General features: G+C 63.4%; 16 protein-coding genes. 2 read left to right on the plus strand and 14 right to left on the minus strand.

What is annotated here, in order from left to right; all coding sequences use genetic code 11:
• Positions 1–16: 16 nt before the first annotated feature.
• Positions 17–1,258, minus strand: a complete 1,242-nt coding sequence (locus tag AC1DVH_RS02385; protein ID WP_477752480.1) for a D-amino acid dehydrogenase — start codon at positions 1,256–1,258, stop codon at positions 17–19.
• A 109-nt stretch (positions 1,259–1,367) separates the two neighbouring features.
• On the opposite strand from AC1DVH_RS02385, the gene AC1DVH_RS02390 reads away from it, so the two are divergent.
• A complete protein-coding gene (locus tag AC1DVH_RS02390) occupies positions 1,368–2,285 on the plus strand; it encodes a LysR family transcriptional regulator (RefSeq protein ID WP_108217029.1) in 918 nt (305 codons plus the stop codon).
• On the opposite strand, the gene trhA is transcribed toward AC1DVH_RS02390, so the two are convergent.
• Entirely contained in the window at positions 2,282–2,899 is a 618-nt protein-coding gene (gene trhA, locus AC1DVH_RS02395; RefSeq protein ID WP_477752481.1) for a PAQR family membrane homeostasis protein TrhA, read from the minus strand. The genes AC1DVH_RS02390 and trhA overlap by 4 nt on opposite strands.
• A gap of 54 nt (positions 2,900–2,953) precedes the next feature.
• Positions 2,954–3,094: a hypothetical protein gene (locus AC1DVH_RS02400; protein ID WP_477752482.1), complete on the minus strand. Its 141-nt coding sequence runs from the start codon at positions 3,092–3,094 to the stop codon at positions 2,954–2,956.
• Between the two features lie 57 nt (positions 3,095–3,151).
• On the opposite strand from AC1DVH_RS02400, the gene AC1DVH_RS02405 reads away from it, so the two are divergent.
• Positions 3,152–4,066, plus strand: a complete 915-nt coding sequence (locus AC1DVH_RS02405) for a LysR family transcriptional regulator (RefSeq protein ID WP_223460534.1) — start codon at positions 3,152–3,154, stop codon at positions 4,064–4,066.
• Positions 4,067–4,177: 111 nt separating this feature from the next.
• Here the strand turns inward: AC1DVH_RS02405 and madM are convergent, their stop codons facing one another.
• The 11 genes from madM to AC1DVH_RS02460 form a co-directional block, all read right to left on the minus strand.
• Complete coding sequence (gene madM, locus AC1DVH_RS02410; protein ID WP_103396750.1) at positions 4,178–4,942, minus strand: malonate transporter subunit MadM; 765 nt, start codon at positions 4,940–4,942, stop codon at positions 4,178–4,180.
• Position 4,943: 1 nt separating this feature from the next.
• The gene (gene madL, locus AC1DVH_RS02415; protein ID WP_477752483.1) at positions 4,944–5,360 is read right to left on the minus strand and encodes a malonate transporter subunit MadL; all 417 of its coding nucleotides are present in this window, start codon (positions 5,358–5,360) and stop codon (positions 4,944–4,946) included.
• 65 nt (positions 5,361–5,425) lie between these two features.
• On the minus strand, positions 5,426–6,337 hold the full coding sequence (mdcH, locus tag AC1DVH_RS02420) for a malonate decarboxylase subunit epsilon (RefSeq protein WP_477752484.1): 912 nt from the start codon (positions 6,335–6,337) through the stop codon (positions 5,426–5,428).
• Positions 6,334–6,954, minus strand: coding sequence for a malonate decarboxylase holo-ACP synthase (locus AC1DVH_RS02425; RefSeq protein ID WP_477752485.1), 621 nt, complete (start codon positions 6,952–6,954; stop codon positions 6,334–6,336). The genes mdcH and AC1DVH_RS02425 overlap by 4 nt, the downstream gene beginning before the upstream one ends.
• Positions 6,948–7,751: a biotin-independent malonate decarboxylase subunit gamma gene (gene mdcE / locus AC1DVH_RS02430; RefSeq protein ID WP_477752486.1), complete on the minus strand. Its 804-nt coding sequence runs from the start codon at positions 7,749–7,751 to the stop codon at positions 6,948–6,950. Before mdcE ends, AC1DVH_RS02425 begins: the two co-directional genes overlap by 7 nt.
• On the minus strand, positions 7,748–8,599 hold the full coding sequence (locus tag AC1DVH_RS02435) for a biotin-independent malonate decarboxylase subunit beta (RefSeq protein WP_477752487.1): 852 nt from the start codon (positions 8,597–8,599) through the stop codon (positions 7,748–7,750). Before AC1DVH_RS02435 ends, mdcE begins: the two co-directional genes overlap by 4 nt.
• Positions 8,592–8,891: a malonate decarboxylase subunit delta gene (locus AC1DVH_RS02440; RefSeq protein ID WP_008001147.1), complete on the minus strand. Its 300-nt coding sequence runs from the start codon at positions 8,889–8,891 to the stop codon at positions 8,592–8,594. Before AC1DVH_RS02440 ends, AC1DVH_RS02435 begins: the two co-directional genes overlap by 8 nt.
• Positions 8,891–9,781, minus strand: a complete 891-nt coding sequence (locus tag AC1DVH_RS02445; RefSeq protein ID WP_477752488.1) for a triphosphoribosyl-dephospho-CoA synthase — start codon at positions 9,779–9,781, stop codon at positions 8,891–8,893. Before AC1DVH_RS02445 ends, AC1DVH_RS02440 begins: the two co-directional genes overlap by 1 nt.
• Positions 9,781–11,451, minus strand: a complete 1,671-nt coding sequence (gene mdcA / locus AC1DVH_RS02450) for a malonate decarboxylase subunit alpha (RefSeq protein WP_116579621.1) — start codon at positions 11,449–11,451, stop codon at positions 9,781–9,783. Before mdcA ends, AC1DVH_RS02445 begins: the two co-directional genes overlap by 1 nt.
• 233 nt (positions 11,452–11,684) lie before the next feature.
• Complete coding sequence (locus tag AC1DVH_RS02455) at positions 11,685–12,146, minus strand: chemotaxis protein CheW (protein WP_477752489.1); 462 nt, start codon at positions 12,144–12,146, stop codon at positions 11,685–11,687.
• Positions 12,139–18,156 (minus strand): Hpt domain-containing protein, encoded by a 6,018-nt coding sequence (locus tag AC1DVH_RS02460; RefSeq protein WP_477752490.1) that lies wholly within the window; start codon positions 18,154–18,156, stop codon positions 12,139–12,141. The genes AC1DVH_RS02455 and AC1DVH_RS02460 overlap by 8 nt, the downstream gene beginning before the upstream one ends.
• Between the last annotated feature and the right edge of the window lie 16 nt (positions 18,157–18,172).

Consider the following 18,172-nt stretch of genomic DNA (forward strand, 5'->3'; position numbering starts at 1 on the left):
TTTCAGAAATCGCTATTCAGGCGGCCCGGTGGTTGAAGCCGCGCAGGTCGATGGAAGGCTCGCGCTCGCCGATCAGCTCGCTGAGCAAGCGCCCGCTGCCGCATGCCAGGGTGAAGCCCAGCGCGCCGTGGCCGAGGTTGAGCCACAGATTGCGATACGCCGTCGCGCCCAGCAACGGCACGCCGCTGGGGGTGGCCGGGCGCATGCCGGCCCACTCGACGGCTTCGTCATAGGCGCCGGCATTTGGAAAGGTGTCATGGGCCTGACGCTTGATCAGCGCCAGGCGCTTGGGGTCCAGCGCAGGATCGAAGCCGACGATGTCGACCATCGCCGCCACTCGCAATTGCTCGCCGATGCGGGCGTAGACAATCTTGCGGTCGTAGTCGGTGATGCTCACGTCCGGCGCCCGGTGACCGGCGCCGATCGGCACGGTCAGGCTGTAGCCCTTGAGCGGATAAAGCGGCAGTTGCAGCCCGGGCAGCGCCAATAGTGGGCTGCGGTGACCGGCGGCGATCACCAGTTGCTCGACCGGCAGCACGTGTTCGCCCAGTTCGATGGCGTTGACGCTGCCGTTGCTGTGGCGAATGCCGGTCACCGCTTGCCCGAGGAGAAATTCGCAACGGCCGGACGCCTTCAGTCGTGCGGCCAGTTGCTGGCAGAAACCGTGGCAATCGCCGACCTCTTCGTCCGGGGTGTAGATTGCCCCGACAAAGGGCGCATCGGTCAGCGCCGGTTCCAGCTGCGCGCATTCGGCCGGCGACAACACCTGCTGTTGCTGCGGGTCGGCCAGACACTGGCGCGCATGCTCGAAGCTGCTGTTCTGACGGAAAGTCACCAGTTTGCCATTGCGCCGCCACTGGAATCCCGCCAGTCCATCGTCCTCGCGCCAGGACCTCAAGGTGTCCTGGCTGAACAGCGCCAGGCGCAGCAAGTGCGCGGCGTTCTCGCGGTTGACCGAGCGGCGGCAGGCGCCGAGGAACGCCGCCATCCAGCGCCACTGGGCCGGGTCGAAGCGCGGGCGCAGCTTCAACGGTGAATCGCCGCGCAGCATCCAGCCGATGGCTTGCAAAGGCACACCGGCGTCGGCCAGGGGCGCGACATAGCGATAGGACAACTGGCCGCCGTTGGCGAAGCTGGTTTCGCTGCCCAGCGAGTCCCGTGCCTCGATCACCGTCACCTCGAAGCCGTCGCGCACCAGCGCATAGGCCGTTGCAAGGCCAATCACGCCGCCACCGATGATGCACACACGCTGAGCCATGTCCGTCCTTAAAACCGTTGTGAAGACGAGGCCAAGGTTAGAGCCAGGTGACAGACGTTGAACAATGCATAAAGATGGCAATCCCATAAACAAAGGTTATGGACTTGCCATGCGCCTCCGCCATATCGAGATTTTCCAGGCCATCCGCCAGACCGGATCGATCAGCGCTGCCGCGCAATTGCTGCACGTCTCGCAACCGGCAGTGAGCAAGGTGTTGCAGCACGCCGAGCAGCAATTGGGCTTCCCGTTGTTCCTGCGGGTACGCGGCAAGTTGCAGGCGACGCCGGAAGCGCTGGAGCTGGAGCGCGAAGTGGATAAGGTCAGCGAAAGCCTGCAAGGCGTGCGACGCCTGGCGCAGAGCCTGCGCCGCGAGCCTGGCCACAGCCTGCGCATCGGTGCCACCCCGGCGCTGGCCCTGTCATTGCTGCCGCCGGCCATTCACGAATGGACCGGGCGTTACCCGGACATCGTTTGCGAACTCTCCAGCGCCCACAGTCGCGAACTGGTGCAGAACCTGTTGATGCGCGAAGTGGATGTCGCCCTGACCCTGCAACGCCCGGATCACCCGGGGCTCAAGGCCCAGGCGCTGGCGTCCGGCGTGCTGGTGGCGCTGGCGCCGAGTGGTTACTGGCCTCAGGAAGAGGCGGGTAAACCGTTGCCGCTGATGGCGCTGGCGGATGCGCCGCTGATCGGTTTATCCAGCGCTGATCCGCTGGCCGCGCGGCTCGACAGTTACCTGGAAGCGGTCGAACCGCCGCCGCGGGTACGCATCGCCGTGCAAACCTACTCACTGGCACGGGCGATGGTGGAATCCGGCGCGGGCCTGGCGGTGATCGATCCGTTCACCGCCCTTGGCGCCTCTTGCGCCAGCACAACGATCCGCCCTCTGGCACCGCCGCTACCCATCACCCTGTACGCAGTGACCCGCGCCGCCGAACCACCGCCCCACACCTTGAACGACCTGTTGCAGGTGTTCAGCCGTCGAGCCCGGGAGCAGCTGGATCGCCTGGTTCCGGTACAGCCTTAAAGCACATAAAACAAGATCGCCACAAAGTGCAGCAAGCTCCCGGCGATCACGAACAGATGCCAGATCCCGTGGGCATGCCGCAGCCGGTCGTCCAGGGCAAAAAAGATAATCCCGACGGTGTACAACACCCCGCCTGATGCCAGCCACGCAAATCCGGCGGCGCCCAGCGCCGCAAGTAACGGCTTGACCGCCACCAACACGATCCAGCCCATCACCGCGTAAATCACGATCGACAGAATGCGTGCTTCCGAACGCGGTTTGATCTCTTGCAGGATGCCGATCAGCGCCAGCCCCCAGACAATCCCGAACAACGTCCAGCCCCACGGCCCGCGCAGGGTCACCAGGCAGAACGGCGTATAGCTGCCGGCGATCAACAGGTAGATCGAGAAGTGATCGACCTTCTGCATGATCGCTTTCTTGCGCCCGCGCACGCTGTGGTAAACGGTCGATGCGCTGTAAAGCACCAGCAAGGTAAAGGCGTAGATCGCCATACTGACAATCTTCCACGGGCTACCGTCGAGACTGGCCAGCACAATCAGCCACACCCCGCCGACAAACGCCGCCACTGCCCCGACCAGATGCGTCCAAGCGTTGAGTCTTTCCCCGTGATACATGCGTTGCTCACCTCAAAATTCGTTACCGCCTTGCGCAAGGCTCAGGCCTCAAGGTTAAAAGCGCAATGTTTCCGTATAGCGCAATCCCGTGTAGGAGCTGCCGAAGGCTGCGATCTTTTGATCTTCAGCACCTTCAAGGGCAGCGAAAATCAAGATCAAAAGATCGCAGCCTTCGGCAGCTCCTACGAAAGCCATCGAGCCAAACGTTAGCCAATTGGGCACAATCGAGTCATTCCAAAAAGAGTCCGCCCCATGCTGATCGATGAAGAGTTGACCCTGAAAAAACTCGAGGTGTTCCTGGCCTTCATGCGCACCGGCAACCTGGCGCGGGCCGCGGCCGAATTGCAGACCAGCAATGTCAGCGTGCATCGGGCGATCCATTCCCTGGAAAGCGCCCTGCGCTGCCCCTTGTTCAAGCACGAAGGCCGCAGCCTGACGCCGCTGGAAAGCGCTTATGTGCTGGAAGAGCGGGCACAGAAGCTGATTCAGGACGTCGTCGAAAGTGTGCGCTTGACCCGCGAAGCCGCCGGGTTCTCGGCCGAACGTTTCAAACTCGGCTCGCTGTATTCACTGACGGTGAAGACCGTGCCGCAGCTGATCATGGGTTTGAAGATCCGCCGTAGCGAGCTCAACATCGACCTGATTCTGGGCTCCAATATCGACCTGCTCTACAAGCTCAAGAACATGGAAGTCGATGCGGCCCTGGTGTCGCTGGACGAGAGTGTCAACGATCCGGATTGCGAGCAGATCCCGCTGTTTTCCGACGACATCTTCCTCGCCACGCCCGCTGACTCGAAGTTTGCCCAGCGAACTGAAGTCGACCTGGCCGAGGTCCGCGACGAAACCTTCATCACCCTGACCCAGGGCTTCGCCACCCACCAGGACGGCAAGCGGGTATTCGAGCAGGCAGGGTTCGAGCCGAAGGTGGCGATGCAGGTCAACGACATCTTCACTCTGCTGAGCATGGTCAGCTCGGGCGTGGGTTATGCGTTGCTGCCGGGGCGGATTGCGGCGGTGTACGAGAACCGGGTGAAGCTGATCCCGCTGCAGGAAAAGTACCGGTTGCAGCAGCACATTGGCGTGGTGTTCCTGAAGGCCAAGGAGCGCGATCCGAATCTGCTGGCGTTGTTGGCGGAGTGTCGGATGTATGCCAATCGGCAGGCTTGAAACCGTGTCGCGGCCATCGCGAGCAAGCTCGCTCCCACAGGAGACCGCATTCCAATGTGGGAGCGAGCTTGCTCGCGATGACGTCGGTACAGTCAGCGAAGATCCTGCGACTTACCCGACAATCCCGCGAACAATGAAGAACAACAGCGAAGGCCCGAGCAAGCAGCCAAGCCCGGTGTGGAAGGTCGCGGTCAACGCGCCATAAGGCACCAGGCGCCGATCCGTCGCCGCCAAACCGGCGGTCACGCCACTGACAGTCCCGGCCAGCCCACCGAACACCATCGCCGAGCGCGGATTGTCCAGGCCCATCCAGCGCGCCGCCATCGGCGTACCCACCATCACCAGAATCGCCTTGATCAGGCCGGTGGCAATCGACAGCGCCACCACATCGGAACTGGCACCAATGGCCGCACCGGTCACCGGCCCGACGATGTAAGTCACCGCACCGGCGCCAATGGTGGTCATGCTCACCGCGTCGCGGTAACCGAATGCCCAGGCCATGCACGCGCCGACAATAAACGGCAGCACCGTGCCCAATAGCAGCGCGATCACGCCGATCAAGCCGGCCTTTTTCGCTTCCGTGGCCTGCACCTCAAATGCCGTGGCAACGATGGCGAAGTCCCGCAGCATGGCGCCGCCCATCAGCCCGATGCCGGAAAACAGCGTCAAATCCGCCAGGCCTTTTTGCCCCCCGGTCATCGTGCCACCGACCCAGGCCAGTACCAGGCCGATGACGATGGCAATCGCCGAACCGTGGATGCGCCCGAAGGTCAGGCGTTTGGAGATCACCACTGACACCCACATGATCACGCCGACAAAGGCGAATGCGGTGACCAGACCGTTGTGTTCCAGACCGTTCTTGATGAGATCCCACATATCAGCGACCTCCCGCCGGTGCGCCGACCGGCGTTACATCCGCCGGTTCATCGGGCAAGGGTTCGCCTTTGTGGGTCCGGCTGATCAGGGCAATGGTGCAGCCGCAGATCACCACCGAACCGATCGCCGCCAACACCGCCACYGGACCACCATGCAGCGCCGTGACCACATTCTGTTGCGCCGCCATCGCCACCACCACCGGGATGTACATCGCGCCCCAGAAGCCGACGCCCAGCTCGCAATCCTTGGTCATGCCGCCACGCTTGTGCATCCACAACCGTGCGCAAATCAGCAGGATCATCGCGATCCCGACGCCGCCGACGTTTGACTTCACACCCAGCAATACACCAAGCATGTCACCCATGATCACCCCTGCCAGCGTACAGATCGCCAACAGCGCCACACCGTARATAATCATTGTTGTAGTCCTCAAAGTGCATTTCGAATGTTGTTTTTGTTGTTCGAAGCCTTAAGTCGGATGATCTAAGAGTGACGGCTTCCCTCCTCACGCATCAGCGCCTGCAAGGTATCGAGCCGGGCACCGTCGAAGGCAATCACGGTGCCCTGCTCGAACACCCGGCGCGCCAGCCCGGTCAGCACCGCACCGGGCGGCAGTTCGATCTGTAGACGTACGCCGCGCTCGTAGGCGCTTTGTACTGTGCCGCGCCAGTCGACGATGCGGCACATGTTGAAGGCCAGGTCGTCACGCAAGGCTTCAGGCTTGATCAGCGGACGCGCGCGACTGCCGCTCAGGTAGCCGATCTTCGGGGTTTGCAGCGGCACCTTGGCGAAGGCTTCGGCCAACCGTTGCGCGGGCACCTCAAGCAATGGGCAGTGGGACGGCACGCTCACTGCCAGCCGCCTGGCCAAGCCAGCCCCGCAACCTTTCGCCAACTCCGCCACCACTTTCATCGCCGCGTCGCTACCGGCAATCACCACCTGGTTATCGGCGTTGATATTGGCCAGATAAACCGGCATTTCTGCGCGGTACACCCGGGCCAGTAATCCTTCCACCGTGGCCAGGTCCAGACCGATGATCGCGGTCATGCCGTAGCCTTGTGGATAAGCCTGCTGCATCAGCTCACCGCGCAGACTGACCAGATGCAGCGCATCGCTGAAACTCAAGGCACCGGCCACCACCGCGGCCGGGTAAGCGCCGATCGACAAGCCGGCCACGTAGTCCGGGGTCAAGCCCAGCTGGCGTGAAGCGGCGACACCGGCGATCAGCAGGCAAAGCTGAACCGCCCTCGTCGACTGCAACGCCTCGGCAGAATCCAGCTGCGTCACATCCTCACCGAGCAGGTCGCTCGCCTCGTTCAACGTTTCCCGAGGCAAACGCGCCAGCATCCCGGGTTGTTGTGCACCCTGGCCGGGGAACACCAGCAAGCGGCTCACGCGGCTTGCTCCTGCGGATTCCACGGGTCGGAAACCAGAGTGGCTTGAATGGCATTTTTTAGCAGGACCCGCGACGAAGCACCGGCCCATTCGCGCAAGGCAACGGCGCCCGACGGTGTCTGCAATTGCAGGTCCACGCGACACACGGCTGCGTCGAGAACGGCCACCAACGCCTGGGCGTCGACACGACTCAACGGACGTGGCGTACGCAGGATCAGATCGAGGTCGCTGCCCTCGTGCAAAGCGGCAAACCCACTGGCCAACTCGAACCCGGCGCTGCCGCTGACACCCCAGACCCAACCGCTGTCATCGAGGTGCGAGCGCAGTTGCGCCAAGGCCCGCAGCGCCGGGAAATCGCGTCGGCCTTGAACATGGCACAGCTCTTCCGGCCGCACCCGGCGCGTGACGGCAGCGACTTCCATCACCGCTGCAAATCGCTGTTCGCGCAACGGCCCGCGCACGCCCACCGCCACCTGCCCCGCCGCGCTCAAGGCACGACGGACCACCACCGGCTGRCCGGCACTGATCGACTCGATCACCCAGGCAGGCGCATCCGCCGGCAACTGCTGCGGGGTCATGCCCCACAGCAGGTCGTGAGCCAATAGCGTGCTCACCACTGCGCTCTCAGCAATTGGCGAACCTTGCTCGACGCCGCCCGATTGGCCGCCCCCAGGCGACCGCTCAGATCACGGCCACTGGCGACCACATCGCCAATCGCCTGATGCAGGCACTCGGTCACCCGYGCCAAATCCGCCGCAGTCGGCTGCTCGATCTGCTCCACCGACAAGGTTTCCCACAGCAGCCCGAGGCTGGCATAGCTGTCGATGTCATAGGCCATCGGCGGCACGCTGGCAGCCAGGGCTTCGAGCTCTTCGACGCTGCGCAAGGTCACACGTGCCGCCGACGCCTTGCCCATGGCGTGCACCATCACCCCCGGATCGCGCAGGGCGATCAAGCGGTTGGCCTGATAGCCGTGGGCCAGAAAAGCCCCGGACATTGCCTTGCCCACCAGCAAACCGATCACCGCATGACCAGCGAGACGGGCACGGGCATAACTATCCGCCGCAGCGGCCAGCGCCTGATGAATGCCAAGGGCTTCCTCGCGTCGACCGTAAGCCTGGCTCGGCACGTCGACGATGGCGATCACTGCGCGCTTCTGCGTTTTGTCAGCATCGGCAGCAATCACCTCATCCACCGCCTTCGCCAGGCCCCAGCCTTCGAGCAACCCCACCTCGCCGTTGCGCGCACGGACGAAGCGGTTTTCCGGGTCGGCCACCACCGCGATGAAGCGCACAGGCTGATCGCCCAGCGAACCGTCCGCGACCTTCAGCGAAGCCGGCAAACCTTCGACCGCTTTCGCCCCGGCACTCAAGGCGTTGAACCAGTTCAAGCCTCGCAGGGAATTCGAACTCATGGGTGTTCTCCTTGGTACAGATCGCGAACCACAGAAGGCTCGATTTGCGGTTCGGCATCCAGACGCGCCAGGCGTTGCAGGAACAACTCGGCCTGCTGGCTGCGCGGCTGTGCAGGCAAACCCTGCTGGAGCAACTCAGCCACCTGTTGGCGAATCTGCGCCACATCGTCATCGACGTAACGATCCACCAGACCACTGGCGAAACGCTGCTCACCACCGGTCAGGCTCCAGATAAAGGGGCGGTCGCGGGAATCGTATTCTTCGAGTCCGGCTTCCTGCTCGATCACCTGCGGGCCGTTCAGGCCGAGTCGCGCTTCCTGGGTCACCAACAGATAACTGCACAACCCGGCGGCAATCGACATGCCGCCAAAGCAACCGACGCTGCCCGCCACCACACCGACCACTGGTTGGTACTGCTGCAAATCGACAATCGCCGCGTGGATGTCGGCAATTGCCGCCAGGCCGAGGTTGGCTTCCTGCAAGCGCACGCCGCCGGTTTCCAGTAGCAGCACGGCGCGGGTCGGGATGCCGTTGCGGTTGTCTTCGGCGGCCAGCTCCAGTGCACCGGCAATTTTTGCTCCGCCGACTTCACCCAGGCTGCCGCCCTGGAACGCACCTTCGATGGCCGCGATCACCACCGGCAAACCATCGAGATTGCCCTTGGCGATCACCACACCGTCGTCGGCTTGTGGCACCACGCCCTGGCGCGACAGCCACGGCGACATGATCCGTTGAAAGGGGTCGAGCAGTTCGCGGAAAGTGCCGGCGTCGAGCAGGGCCTTGGCCCGTTGCCGGGCACCGAGTTCGACGAAGCTGTGCTTGTTGAGCAGGGATGCGCTGTCAGTCATGGCCGATCTCCTCGAAGCCCTGTTCCAGACGAAGGCGCACCACGCCGGGTGTCGCACCGAAATCGTGGATGTCGATGGCCATCGCCGGTGGCGTCTGGCCGTCGAACATCCGTGCGAACAGATGCTGCCAGCGTTGTTCGCTGCCATTGACCGAGGTCTGCACGTTGATCGTCAGCTTGCCGGCCTGACCCGGTTCGATCAGTACTTCCAGATCGCCCGAGCCGACACAACCCACCAGTGTCCGGCCGCGTGGTGGCTGCCCGGCGGGGAATTCAAAGGATAAAGTTTCCATCAAAACGCTTCCCTTCTTGAATGGCAGAGGATGAGGCCGTCGTCCGACTCGATACGGTCGATGAACAGGCTGGCTGCAAGCAAGTCGGCAGCACCGCCGGGCGAGGCATTCAACGCGATGAGTTGTTGGTCCAGCTCATGCAGGCGGCGACGTCCGGCGAGGCTGGCACTGCCACCCGCGTCGAGCACCGCCCGGGCGCCCCGCTGCATGGTGTTCAGCCCCTCTTCGCCCGCGCGGTAAAGCACGCAGGTGTCGGCCAGATTCGTCATGATCGCCAGCAGCGCATCGAGCCGGGCGTTCTGTTCGCCATGGCCGGTGGCGCGGCTGCGCAGCAGTTGTGGCAGAGCACGTTGGATCACCGCCGGAAAACCCAGTTGCGCTTCTTCACGGGCGCCGCGAGCGCCGTAGCGTTGGGCGACTTGCGCACCGTGACTGAGCGGACGTGGTGCAAAACGGTCGTCGAGCAAGGCCAACCGCGCAGCACGTATCGCCACACTATTGGCGCTGCAGGATTGAGGTTCCAGCGCCACGGCCGTGACCAACAGGCCCAAGGCCCAGATCGCCCCGCGATGGGTATTCACGCCGCCGGTGGTGTCGAGCATCACTTGCTCGCCTTCGCGACCGATGCGGCCCACGGCTTCGCGCAGGGGCAATCCGACCTCGCCGAACTCGATGGCGGCTTCCGCCATTTCTTTAAAGGCCGGCCACAAGGACAACGCCGACGCGTGCATCAACCCCAGGTGCAAATCGGTGTGGGCGCCATTGCCGCGACGGTCGACCAGTGCCGGTTTCGGCGACAGATCAGCCTCGTCGATCAGCGCGTCCACCGCCAGGTCCGCCAGCCGCTCGGCCAGGCTCAGGGTTTTGGTTTGCAGGTTAAGTGCGTGCATTACCAGCTCCTGAACTTGGCGGGCGGGTTATAGAGGCCACCGGACCATTCCACCAGATCGGCCACGCTTTTCGCCGCGAGCAATTCGCGAGTGGCGTCGGTGCGGCGGATGCCGAGGTCTTCGGGCAAGGCGATCAGGCCTTCGCGGCGCATGCGCGCGGTGTCTTTGGGGTTGTGGCGCAGGCCGATGGCGGTCACCCCGGCGACGGCGGCGATCATCGCCTGGCGTTCTTCCAGCGAGCGCGCCTTGTACAGGTAGGCGATGCCTTCTTCAGTCAGCAGGTGGGTGACGTCGTCGCCATAGACCATGATCGGTGCCAGCGGCATGCCGCTTTTCTTCGCCACATCGACCGCATCGAGGGTTTCAACAAAAGTCGGTTTGCCGCCCTCCTGGAAGGTTTCGACCATCTGCACCACGAGTTTCTTGCCGCGTTCGAGCATGGGTTCGGCCACATCGGTGTTGCGCATGTCGAGCCAGGCTGGCGTGCCGTGACGACGACCGCGCGGGTCGTGGCCCATGTTCGGAGCCCCGCCGAAACCGGCGAGGCGCCCGCGCGTCACGGTGGAGGAATGACCGTCGCCATCGACCTGCAAAGTCGCGCCGATGAACAGGTCCACGGCGTATTGCCCGGCCAGTTGGCTGAACATCCGATTGGAACGCAGGGAACCGTCGCGCCCGGTAAAGAACACATCCGGCCGCGCAGCAATGTAGTTCTCCATCCCCAGTTCGGTGCCGAAGCAATGCACGCTTTCGACCCAGCCGCTTTCGATGGCGGGAATCAGGGTCGGGTGCGGGTTGAGGGTCCAGTTGCGGCAGATCTTGCCTTTGAGGCCGAGGGACTCGCCATAGGTCGGCAGGATCAGTTCGATGGCCGCAGTATTGAAACCGATACCGTGGTTGAGGGACTGCACGTTGTGTTTTTCGTAGATACCGCGGATCGCCATCATCGCCATCAGCACGTGCACGGGCTTGATGTGCCGTGGGTCGCGGGTGAACAGCGGTTCGATGTAGAAAGGCTTGTCGGCCACCACCACGAAGTCGACCCAGGACGCCGGGATGTCGACCCGCGGCAGGTCGCTGACGTCGTCCACCAACTGGTTGACCTGGACGATGACGATGCCGTCGCTGAAGGCCGCTGGCTCGATCAGCGCCGGGGTGTCTTCGGTGCTCGGCCCGGTGTAGATGTTGCCCGCGCGGTCGGCCATGAACCCGGCCGACAACACGACGTTGGGAATCAGGTCCACCACCAGCCGTGCGTAGAGTTCGATGTAGGTGTGGATCGCGCCGATTTCCAGCAGGCCGTCCTCGAGCAACTGGCTGATGCGCAGGCTTTGGGTGCCGGCAAAAGAGAAGTCGAGCTTACGGGCAATACCGCGTTCGAACAGGTCCAGGTGCTCGGAGCGTCCGACGCTGGGCATGATCATGTGCAGGTCATGCAGCTTCGCGGGGTCAGCCTTGGCCAGGGAACGGGAAAGGAAATCCGCCTGTTTCTGGTTGTTGCCCTCCAGTACCACACGGTCGCCGGGCAGGATCAGCGCCTCAAGCGCCGCGACGATGTTGTCGGTGGGTAACACCACACCGTCGGCCAGGCCTCGCACCAGCTCGAGGCGCCGCTGCTTTTCGCTGCGCCGCCGCGTCCATCGCGAGTCGGGGGATATTGTTGTTGTCATGACCACTCCACGGGTTCGCTGTCGTGGAGCTACCTTAGGAGTGTTGGGTGGGGGTATCAATCAAGCAGAGCGGTGGATCGTTACGCTCAGGGTAATGGTTGTCTGGACTGACGCCTTCGCGGGCAAGCCCGCTCCTACAGTGGCTCTGCGGTGCACACAAAACCTTGTAGGAGCGGGCTTGCTCCGGGCGGCGATCCGACGAAGAGGCCGGTCAGATCACCGCTGAATCGGGATCAGTTGATTAACCCGGCATCCACCAACAACGCCTCCAGCGCCAACAGATCCGGCACCTTGGCCACCTGCTCGCCCACCTGCACCGCCRCCTGCTCCAGCGCACACAACGGCACATCCACATAACTCAACTGGCTGTCGAGCTTGCAGGAGCGCGGAATACCCTGCACCAATAGTGCGATGAACTTAAGCTCGGGGCGCCCGCCGAGGGCGTTGAGGATCACGATCCGCGCACGTTCGCCGATGACGGTTTTCTGCGCACATGCCGACTCGAAACTCAACAGAGGAATCTGCCGGTCGCGCCACATCACCAGGCCCAGGTACCACGGCGGTGTGTCCAGGTCGAAGGTCCCCGGCTGCTGGTAGTCGATCAGCTCGGCAACGGCGACGTTGGGCAGGATCAGGTTGCGGTCGGCCAATGGCAGCAGCAGGCCGGTCAGGTTGCTGGTGCGGTGCTCAAGCATGGGTCTTGCTCCACAAGGCGATGCTTTCGAGCAGCACCGATTCCTGGTACGGCTTGCCAAGGTAGTCGTTGACGCCGATGGCCATGGCGCGGTCACGGTGTTTCTGTCCGGCGCGGGAGGTGATCATGATGATCGGCAGGTGTCGCAGACGTTCGTCATTGCGCACCTGGGTCGCGACTTCGAAGCCATCCATGCGCGGCATCTCGATGTCCAGCAGCATCAGGTCGGGCACGTGTTCTTCCAGTAGCAGCATGGCATCGACTCCATCCTTGGCGGTCAGCACGTTCATGCCGTGGCGTTCGAGCAAGCGGCTGGTGACCTTGCGCACGGTGACCGAGTCGTCGACCACCATCACCAGCAGCGGCCGATGCGGTTCGGCCTCGACCTCTTGTCCTGCCGGACGCTGGGGCATACAGGCCTGCATGGCACGGATCGGCGCCAGCAAATCCAGAATCAGCACCACCCGGCCGTCCCCGAGAATCGTCGCCCCGGACACCCCTTGCACCGCCGCAAACTGCGGCCCCAGGCTCTTGACCACGATTTCGCGAGTGCCGGCCATGGCGTCCACCAGCACCGCGATGTGCCGTTCGTTGCACTGCACCAGCAGCACCGGAAACGGCAGGCTCTGACCCAACAGTTTCGGGCGCGGGCTGGTTTTCAGCAGCTCACCCAGATAGCACAGCTCGTAACGTTGCCCGGCGTATTCGTAGGTTGGCGAATCGAAACGGAAATACCCTTCGAGTTCATTGGGCAGGACACGCACGATGCCGTCGATGGTATTGAGCGGGATCGCGTATTGGTCCTCACCGCACTGCACCATCAGCGCCCGATTGACCGATACGGTGAACGGCAGGCGAATGCGGAAATGCACGCCCTGCCCCGGCACCGAGTCGATGCTCATGGTGCCGCCCAGTTGCCGCACCTCTTCGTGCACCACGTCCATGCCAACACCGCGACCGGAAATCTGGGTGATTTTTTCGGCGGTGGAAAACCCCGGTTGCAGGATGAACTGCAACACATCGTGATCACTGATGACACTGTCCGGGGCGAGCAGGCCGCGCTTGATCGCCTTGCGCCGCACCGCGTCCAGCGGTACACCCGCGCCATCGTCGCGGATGTCGAAAATGATGTCGCCGCCTTCGCGCAGCAGATCGAGGGTGATTTTGCCCTTGGCCGGTTTCCCCGTCGCCAGCCGCACGTCGACGGACTCCAGGCCGTGATCGACGGCGTTGCGCAGCATGTGTTCCAGCGGCGCGGCCATACGTTCGAGAACGTTGCGATCCATCTCGCCTTCGGCGTTGTCGACGATGAAATCCACGTCCTTGCCCAGTTCGCTGGACACCTGCCGGACGATGCGCTGTAAACGCGGGAGCATGCGTTCGAACGGCACCATGCGCGTGCGCATCAGGCCTTCCTGCAGTTCGGTATTGATGCGGCCCTGCTGTTGCAGCAGGTTTTCCGTGTCGTGATTGCGTCGTTCGAGGGTTTCCTTGAGGTCGAGCAAGTCAGAGGCCGATTCGAACAGAGCCCGGGACAGTTGCTGCAACTGTGAGTGGCGGTCCATTTCCAGCGGGTCGAACTCCTCGTAACCCAGGCGTTCGGCATCGACTTGCTGGCGGCTGAGGATCCGCCCCTGGGTTTCGGTGTCGAGGCGGCGCAACTGGTCGCGCATGCGCTCGATGGTGGTCTCCATCTCATTCAGGGCGATGTGCGCATCGTTGACCTGCTGTTCGATCCGGCCACGGAAGATCGATGTTTCACCGGCCAGGTTGACCAGATCGTCGAGCAGCTCCGCCGAGACCTTGACCATGTCCGCGCCGGCATCGGACGGCGGCGCCGGCGGCTCGGCCTTGGGTATGGTCGGCGGCGCAATCGGCACGGGCGCTTCAGGCACGGCCGGGTGGCTGAAGTTCTTGATCGCATCGATCAAACGGTCGGCCGGCGGCATCGGCTCACCGGCGCGGGCCGCATCGAGCATCTGCGCCAGGCGGTCATGGCTGCGCTGCAACAGCGCGAACAACGGCTCCGTCGGTTGCAACACGCCGGTAGACAGGCCTTCGTAGAGGAACTCCAGTTCATGGGCCAGATCGCCAATCGCGGCGATTTCCACCATGCGCGCACCGCCCTTGAGGGTGTGCAGGTCGCGCAGCAGGGTTTCCACTTCCTGCCGATTCGAAGGCTGGGCCTGCCAGCGCTCCAGCGCCGCCCCGGAGCTTTCGATGATGTCGAAACCTTCCTCGAGGAATATTTCCAGCAATTGCGGATCATGCGCAGCCGAGTCGTTGCCGGTCGCTTGCCGGGCCGTCTCGGTGCCGCCCGCGTGACTCTGACGGTAGGCACGCATGGCTTCGATCAGTTCACGGGAATCGCCCAGTGGCTGGTTGAGCTGCAACTGTTCGAGGTACAACGCCAGTCGCTCATGGCTCTGTTGTAGCAGCACCGCCAGTGAATCGCTGAAGGCATAACGACGGTCCACCAGGCCCTGGTAAAGGCTTTCCAGCTCATGGGCCAGATCGCCGATCGGCCCGACCTCGGCCATGCGTGCGCCGCCCTTGAGGGTATGCAAATCCCGTTGCAGGGACACCAGCGGCGCGGCGTTGTCCGGGTCGCGCAACCAACGCTGCAAGGCCTGACCGGCGCTTTCGAGGATATCCACCGCTTCTTCAAGGAAGATCGCAATGATTTCATCGTCCAGTTCGACCGCGCGGTCCTCTGTAGGAGCGAGCTCGCTCGCGATGGACGTTAACGATGACGCGTTGTCATTGGATAAACGCGGTGCCGGTGAGCTCATCGCGAGCGAGCTCGCTCCTACAGGGGGTAGCGTGCGCTCAAGTTCCTCGGTGGCAGAACCCAACTCGCGGATGCTCAGGCTCCGGCTGCCATCGCTGCGGATCAGGCCCACGGCCGACGGGTCGAGGCTCTCGTCGAGCAGTTCGCGCAAGGCCCTGATCCGTTGCGGCTGCGGGCTGACTTCCTGGCCGGCGGCCAGTTCGTCGAGCATGTTGATCAGCGCTTCATGGGCACCCTGTGCCTCATGGAAAAACCGCTCGCTGACCGCGAGGCTGCTTTCTTCCACGGCACCGTAGAGATCGAGCAATGCTTCGCACAACTCATCCACCGGGTGCAGGTCGGCCAGATGGGCGCCTTCGCCGAGGGTGGTCAGTTCGTCCAGCAGCGCGCTGAGTTCCTGACGCTCGCCGGGGTGTTGCTGCCAACGCTGCAACAGGCTTTCGGCGTCCAGCAGGATATCCATGCCCTGGGCGAGGAAGTTGTTGATCAGCTGCGGATCGCGCTTGATCCGCAGCCCGGTGTTCGGTGTGTTCAGGAGGTTTTCCAGACGCTCGGCCAGCAGCGCCCTGGCTCGCTCGGTCAAACCCCGGGCGCCGGGAATTTCCGCCAGCGGATCAGTCTTGAGCTGGCGCAAGCCGAGGCGGAACAGTCCTTCTGCTTCCAGCAGCAATTGGACTTCATTCAGATCCAGTGCGATCAGGTGCGCCTTGTATTCCCGCGCCAGTTGATCCAGCGGTGCGGCCAGTTCGGCAATCGGCAACACACCGGCCATGGAGGCACTGCCCTTGAGGGTGTGCAAGGCGCGCTGCAATTCGTCGCTGGCCGGCAACGGCACATGTTCGGCGGCCTGATCAAGGAAGCGATTGAGGCTGCCCAAGTGGGTTTCGGCCTCTTTGCGGAAGATCTCCAGCAACAGCGGGTCGAGGGCCGCGACATCCTGCGTATCCTCATCGGACACCGGCTCTTCGCCCTTGGCCAGGGCATGGGCGCGGGCAGCCAATTGATCGACATCGCTGCGCTGGCACTGGGCATTGGCGGCGTATTCAGCCACTAGCTCCGGAAGCAGCTGCAGCACATCGCCGATCAGTTGCTGCACCGTAGCGCCCGGTTCCACGCTGCCTTCCAGTACGCGATTGAGCAGGTTTTCCACGGCCCAGGCCAGCTCGCCCAGCACCAGAGCGCGCACCATGCGGCCACTGCCCTTGAGGGTATGGAAGGCACGGCGCAGCTCACTCAGGGCCGAGCGGTCGTCAGGGTTGACCGAACAGCGCGGCAAGTACTCGCGCAGGATCTCCAGGACTTCGTCGGTTTCTTCGAGGAACACCTCACGCAGTTCCTCGTCCACCGGCTCTTCGCCCGCTGGCGGCGGCAGCAGGCTGCCCGGAGTGTTCAGGGCGGGTGGGTTCAGGCTCGAAACCGGGCTGGCAAGCACGTGGGCCAGGGTCTGGACGATCTGCGGATCATCCAGCTCCTGCATCATCTGCATGACCTGCGCATCGCTCGGGTTGAGCACATCATCAAGCACTGGCACATGCTGCTCACTGGGGAAAAACCCGAGGCCGGCCAGGCTTTTTTCCGCGACATCGAGCAGGTTTTCACCTTGCGCTTGCGGGTCATCGCTGAGGCGCTCGAGGTAGTACTCGATGCTGGTGATCACGTCGGCCAGGCTGTCCAGTTCCTGCCAGCCCGGTTGACCCGGTTCGAGCAACAGGTGCTCGCGGATAAAGTGATTGCAGGTTTCTACCAGGCTCGCTGCCCGGCCCAGCGGGATCATCGCCAGCGCGCCGCGCACCTGGGTCAGCAAGGCCGGCAGCGCCTGCAAATGCTGGCGGTCCCAATCGGCGTCGATGTAGTCGACGATCATGTCCTTGGCCTGCAGCAAACAGATGCGGGCCTCCTTGATCACGATCTGATGGATCTGCGTCAGGTCGGTGGTCGGCAGGCGGTTGTCATCCGGGCTCTCCGGCTCCACGGTACCGACCATGCCGGCCAGCGTCGCTTCGACGTACAGCAAGGCCCCGGCAACGTCCATGAGGATCGCATCGTTGGGTTCGCGCTGGCCTTGGGCGAGGCTGAGCACCACCGCCAACTGATCGATGATCACCTTGCGCGGCTGGCCGAAGCCCAGGACCGCCAGGGTGTCGGCGATTTGCCGCAGCGGCGCCAGCAGGCTGTCGAGATCAGAGGTGTGCTGGCGGTCACTGCGCACGAACAGGTCCAGACGCTCCTTGACCCGCACCAGCTCTTCGCACAGCGCTGCCAGCACCGAGCGCATGGCGTCACGGTCGGGACCGGCCAGCCGCGCGCGTTCTTCATCGACCATCGCGCTGTCGGGCAGCGCGTCGTCCAGTGAGTAGCGTTCTTTCATGGTCAGCATCTGCCCGGTGGGTTGTTCGGCCTTGGCAATGTAGAACAGCAAACTCTTGAGCAGCTCCGGCGGGGCCGGTTGGTTGATGCCGTGCATGCCTTGTTCGAGCAGGCGCTTGAGTTCCTTGTCGGCATCCTTGAACAGGCTGCGCAAGGCCGGGCTGTTGGCGATCGCACCGCCCTGCATGCCCTCGACCAGCGCCGATGCCACCTGCCATAACGGGCTCAGGGGTGCATTGGCGCACAGTGCTTCGAGGTGGGTGAAGACCTTGGCCAGGTAATCGAGGGTGGTTTCATGGTCCTGTTCACGCAGGAATCCGACCAACGCCATTTGCAGCATCTGCCGCAGCTTGCGCAGCACATTGGGCAATTCGGCCGGTTCCATCTGCGCCAGCGTTTCTGCGTCCAACGCCGGCAACTCGGGCAATTGCGGGCTGAACAGACTGGTTTCCGACAACAGGCTTTCGCCACGGGCGCTGCGCAGGTCATTGATCAGGGGCAACACCACCAGTGGCAAGTCGCGGCGCGCGCCTTGCACCCGGTCGAGGTAGATCGGCAGCTGTCCCAGGGCCTGCATCAACAGGTGCAACGCCTCGTCGCGATGACTGACACGGCTGCCCTGCAAGGCCATGGCCAGTTGTTCCATTTCTTCGGCGAGCAACGCCGCGCCGTAGAACTCGACCATCTGCAAACTGCCGTGGACCTGATGGATGCACGAAAGGCTTGCATCCAGCGCATGCGTCGCCTGCGGGTCATCGAGCACGGTTTCGATCGCGTGATGAGCCTGTTTCAGCGTTTCGGCAATCTCGCCCTTGACCCACTCGAGGGCCACATAGTCGTGCCGATCACCCATAACCACTCCAATCACC

The sequence above is a fragment of the Pseudomonas sp. P4_C3 genome (assembly GCF_056402075.1).

Bases quoted from the DNA above. Each gene is read 5' to 3' on its own strand.
- AC1DVH_RS02385 (WP_477752480.1), bottom strand. From the start codon at position 1,258: ATGGCTCAGCGTGTGTGCATCATCGGTGGCGGCGTGATTGGCCTTGCA.
- AC1DVH_RS02390 (WP_108217029.1), top strand. From the start codon at position 1,368: ATGCGCCTCCGCCATATCGAGATTTTCCAGGCCATCCGCCAGACCGGA.
- trhA (WP_477752481.1), bottom strand. From the start codon at position 2,899: ATGTATCACGGGGAAAGACTCAACGCTTGGACGCATCTGGTCGGGGCA.
- AC1DVH_RS02400 (WP_477752482.1), bottom strand. From the start codon at position 3,094: ATGGCTTTCGTAGGAGCTGCCGAAGGCTGCGATCTTTTGATCTTGATT.
- AC1DVH_RS02405 (WP_223460534.1), top strand. From the start codon at position 3,152: ATGCTGATCGATGAAGAGTTGACCCTGAAAAAACTCGAGGTGTTCCTG.
- madM (WP_103396750.1), bottom strand. From the start codon at position 4,942: ATGTGGGATCTCATCAAGAACGGTCTGGAACACAACGGTCTGGTCACC.
- AC1DVH_RS02435 (WP_477752487.1), bottom strand. From the start codon at position 8,599: ATGACTGACAGCGCATCCCTGCTCAACAAGCACAGCTTCGTCGAACTC.
- AC1DVH_RS02440 (WP_008001147.1), bottom strand. From the start codon at position 8,891: ATGGAAACTTTATCCTTTGAATTCCCCGCCGGGCAGCCACCACGCGGC.
- AC1DVH_RS02445 (WP_477752488.1), bottom strand. From the start codon at position 9,781: ATGCACGCACTTAACCTGCAAACCAAAACCCTGAGCCTGGCCGAGCGG.
- mdcA (WP_116579621.1), bottom strand. From the start codon at position 11,451: ATGACAACAACAATATCCCCCGACTCGCGATGGACGCGGCGGCGCAGC.
- AC1DVH_RS02460 (WP_477752490.1), bottom strand. From the start codon at position 18,156: ATGGGTGATCGGCACGACTATGTGGCCCTCGAGTGGGTCAAGGGCGAG.